Raw genomic sequence first — 3,559 nt, 5'->3', positions numbered from 1 at the left:
ATCCCGAATTGCTTCTAGTAATCTTAAAACTCCCACACCCACAGCATCAACGGTGTATTCTGGGGCATCAAAACTAACTCGCACATGGGATTGGGCCCCTAAATTATACACTTCTACCGGTTGCACTTGTTCGAGGATACGCCGCAGGGTCGTCCCGTCGGTGAGGTCGCCATAATGAAGAAATAATTTAGTATCGGGCTGGTGGGGGTCAGTGTAGATATGATCGATGCGATCGGTGTTAAAAGTTGAAGTACGACGGATGATACCGTGGACTTGATAGCCTTTTTCTAATAATAATTCGCTCAGATAGGAACCATCTTGACCGGTGATGCCGGTAATGAGGGCGCGTTTAGCTTCAGTCATCAGTAATTTGCCTAATCGGAAAGAATAAATACTCTGACTGCTTATAGCACACTTTAGCCCCTCAGGACAAGTTTGGCTAGGTTGAGAGGGGACAAAAAGATGAATTGATTTTTTATCAGGTCCCCAGAGAGCCTAAATTGTTCTGACAATTTTCTCGAAATTTTCTGACCTGAAATTCCTTGACTTTGAGTAATTGATAATTATCTTTTCCCATGGCTAGGGAAAATTTGGCTTCGGTGTCATCAAGTAAATTTTTGGAGATAGCTTTCCACTGTTCTTGTGTTTGCCAATGGACAACGATAATTAATTCTTCCTCGATGGCGGGATTAATCCAAAGCTCCTTACCTAAAAAACCAGGTTGTTTTGCTAAAAACTTTGTCCAAATTTCTTGATCTTTTTGGATAAATTTTTCCCTAGCTTCGGGTTTAACTTGAAATTCTAACCACTCAATGACCATAGTAATTATCTCCTATTTTTTGGTTTTCATCAAGAATTCTTCTGTGAGTTTCATAAAAGCTTTGGAACCACTAGAAGAGGGCATAGCTGCCACCACAGGCACGAACATATCAACAGCTTTAGCTACATTAACATCCATAGGAATCGCATTAGCAAAAATTTGATGGGCTTGAAAATCCTGTTGTACCCGGCGCATGACTTGATTATAGTAGCGACTGAGTAAACCACCACCGGAAAGAATAAAAACTATACCGAGTAAACCGGGGTTAATCGGTTCGGTTTCTTGATGACTAGCTTTGAGTTTAACTATTCTTCTTTCTAATAGCTGAATGCCGACAATTGATAAAGGTTCGGGACGGGCAGGTAGTAAATAAAAATGACTGCTACATAGACCACTACGAGTTAAAAGATTATAGCCCGGAGCGCAATCCATGATAATATAATCGTAACGGTCTTGAATGGGATCAATGATTTTTTTAATTAGGATTCTTTCCAGGTTATTCCAAGCATGATCAAAGCCTAAATCTTCCTGTAAAATTGCTTGATGGTGCAGGGTTTCTGAGACGACATATTCATCATAAAGTTCGATGTCTCCCGGCAGTATATCTAAGCCTTGTATTTCACAGACTGAAGGGACAATAATATCATCAATAGTTAATTTATTGTAGGGATTGGGTTTGATAATTGCTTCTAATAAATAGCTTAAAGTGCGTTTTTTGCGACGCAGTTGAGCGAATTCATGGGGAGACATTAAGCTAAGAGTCGCACTGATTTGAGCGTCTAAATCGAGGACAAGGACTCGTTTTTGCTGAAATTTAGCTAAACAGGTGGCAAGGTTGACGGTAAGGGTAGTTTTTCCTACTCCTCCTTTCATGTTAACGGTGCTGATGACAGTGGCCATTATGGGAATTCCTTTCTAGTTAACCGATGGAATATCTCGACGTAAAACTTGCCCGTTGGGAGCCATAATCAAAGGAGGTAAACTGGTAATATTGATCGCCTCTTGGGTTTTCATGTCGTAGGTGGTGTAAACTGTTTCCTGTTGATTGGGATTAATATCGACAATTGTTAAGGTTTTTCTGGGCGCTTGTTCACTGTTCAATAACCGTCGCGGTCCACTGCCTAAAGCTCCTGCGTGTAATAATTGTAATTGCCCCCGTTTACCCGGATAGTAAGCGTGAGCGTGACCACTAATATAAGTATGCACCTGATAGCCCTCTAAAAACGCTCTTAATTGCTCGGCATCGGCTAAATAATCCCCCGGTCGATTTCTGCCCACGGCAATACCGTAGAGGGGTAAATGACCGATTACTAGCCGCATTTTAGCATTTTTAGCGTCAGTACTACTCAAGTTTTTTGCCGCCCAATTTAGTTGTTGCCCAGAGATTAAATGAGTGGAGGCATCCCAAACCAGATAGAATATACCATTTTGAGTGAAGGTATAATAAAAAGGAAAGCCGGTTTTATCGATAAAATTTAAACTTGTATGATGTTGGGGGTTTTGCCAATAATCCATGGCTAATTGTCTCTCTTTAGCATAGATAAATTTTCCCGCCGATAAAGCTCCAGAAGCGTCATGATTACCGATGGTAAAAGCAAAAGGTATTTTAGCAGCTCGCAGGGGCGCGGCGATATGGCGATCAAAGGCTGACCACATGGCGTTAATTGCTGCCGCTGTCAAGCTGCTTTTTTGTCCTGCCACCATGTCGCCGCCACAGAGGACCAGATCGGGTTTATGATTGATAATTAAGGGGATAGCTCGATCGATTTCGGGATCGTAAGTAGTGGAACCGTATTGACTATTAAGGTCACTAATCACGATTATCTTGACTTTTTTCGCCTTTTGTGCTTGTTTAACAGCCGACTCAGGGGGATTTTTGGAAGTAACGGGCTGTAAAATTTGATGAGCGCAAGCTACCAAGCTAAAACCGCCTAAACTGCCACTAATAAGCAAAAATTTACGGCGTTGCATAGGATATCAATCTCGTCTTTAATTGAGGTCACGTCAGTTATTGTAGCAATTTTTGTCCCTTCGAGTGCTTTTTTGTTGATTATTCCAATTAACTATCAGGAGATAACTTGACAATTCTCTTAACTTCTTTTGCGCCTTGGTTATGCCATCACCGGAGTAATTCCTCCGATGATTTGTTAGTATCTATTCAAGATAATTATCCAAAAAAGCTTTTATTTTTGCGTCAACTTCCCGTTAATACCCATCGAGCCAGTGAACGAGTTATCAAAGCTATTCAAGACAAAAAACCCGCTTTAGTTATTTGTTGTGGCATGGCAGAAAGTCGTTATCGTTTAAGTTTAGAATCTCAGGCTAGGAGTAGCACAAAAAAGTTATTGACACCAATTCCTCTTAAGGATTTTGTCAAAGAGCTTGCCTATACCTACATCAGCTATAATGCCGGTCAGTTTGTCTGTGAAGAACTATATTTTCAAGTCTTAAAACATCATCCGAGAGCCTTATTCGTTCATGTGCCGCTTTTAACTGACAAAAATTTTGCTATTATTCAAAGGGATTTTCAAAAAATTATCACTAAGTAGGGTCTGCTGAAAAAGTTTGTTGGTGGGGGCAGGGTGTGGGGTGTGGGGTGTGGGGTGTAGGGTTTTCCCGATTTTGAGGTAGTCAGTTACCTAAAATTCAGGGAAAAAGTCCCTGAATTTTACCCGCGATCACTCCAATGGTCAGCACTTTTTGAGGGGAAAAAAGTCTAAAAACCTTATCCAACAATGT

Annotated in this window: 5 protein-coding genes; 1 reads left to right on the top strand and 4 read right to left on the bottom strand. The window is 40.9% G+C overall.

Annotation, left to right across the window (positions count from 1 at the left end):
• The 4 genes from IM456_RS10485 to IM456_RS10470 form a co-directional block, all read right to left on the bottom strand.
• A partial coding sequence (locus IM456_RS10485) for a GDP-mannose 4,6-dehydratase (RefSeq protein ID WP_287692118.1) occupies positions 1 to 363 on the bottom strand: 363 nt, incomplete at its 3' end.
• 115 nt (positions 364 to 478) lie between these two features.
• Positions 479 to 820, bottom strand: coding sequence for a TIGR03792 family protein (locus IM456_RS10480; protein WP_149986314.1), 342 nt, complete (start codon positions 818 to 820; stop codon positions 479 to 481).
• Between the two features lie 12 nt (positions 821 to 832).
• On the bottom strand, positions 833 to 1,720 hold the full coding sequence (locus IM456_RS10475) for a ParA family protein (protein ID WP_149986313.1): 888 nt from the start codon (positions 1,718 to 1,720) through the stop codon (positions 833 to 835).
• A 15-nt stretch (positions 1,721 to 1,735) separates the two neighbouring features.
• On the bottom strand, positions 1,736 to 2,791 hold the full coding sequence (locus IM456_RS10470) for a metallophosphoesterase family protein (protein ID WP_287692115.1): 1,056 nt from the start codon (positions 2,789 to 2,791) through the stop codon (positions 1,736 to 1,738).
• Between the two features lie 107 nt (positions 2,792 to 2,898).
• On the opposite strand from IM456_RS10470, the gene IM456_RS10465 reads away from it, so the two are divergent.
• Entirely contained in the window at positions 2,899 to 3,369 is a 471-nt protein-coding gene (locus tag IM456_RS10465) for a pyroglutamyl-peptidase I family protein (RefSeq protein ID WP_149986311.1), read from the top strand.
• Positions 3,370 to 3,559 lie beyond the last annotated feature (190 nt).

Source organism: Microcystis sp. M079S1 (assembly GCF_020246425.1).
Lineage (GTDB): Bacteria > Cyanobacteriota > Cyanobacteriia > Cyanobacteriales > Microcystaceae > Microcystis > Microcystis aeruginosa.
This window is presented reverse-complemented; position numbering and strand designations above follow the sequence as displayed.

What these genes read in the sequence shown, in the direction of transcription:
- IM456_RS10480 (WP_149986314.1), bottom strand. Translation starts at nt 820, where the DNA reads ATGGTCATTGAGTGGTTAGAATTTCAAGTTAAACCCGAAGCTAGGGAA.
- IM456_RS10475 (WP_149986313.1), bottom strand. Translation starts at nt 1,720, where the DNA reads ATGGCCACTGTCATCAGCACCGTTAACATGAAAGGAGGAGTAGGAAAA.
- IM456_RS10470 (WP_287692115.1), bottom strand. Translation starts at nt 2,791, where the DNA reads ATGCAACGCCGTAAATTTTTGCTTATTAGTGGCAGTTTAGGCGGTTTT.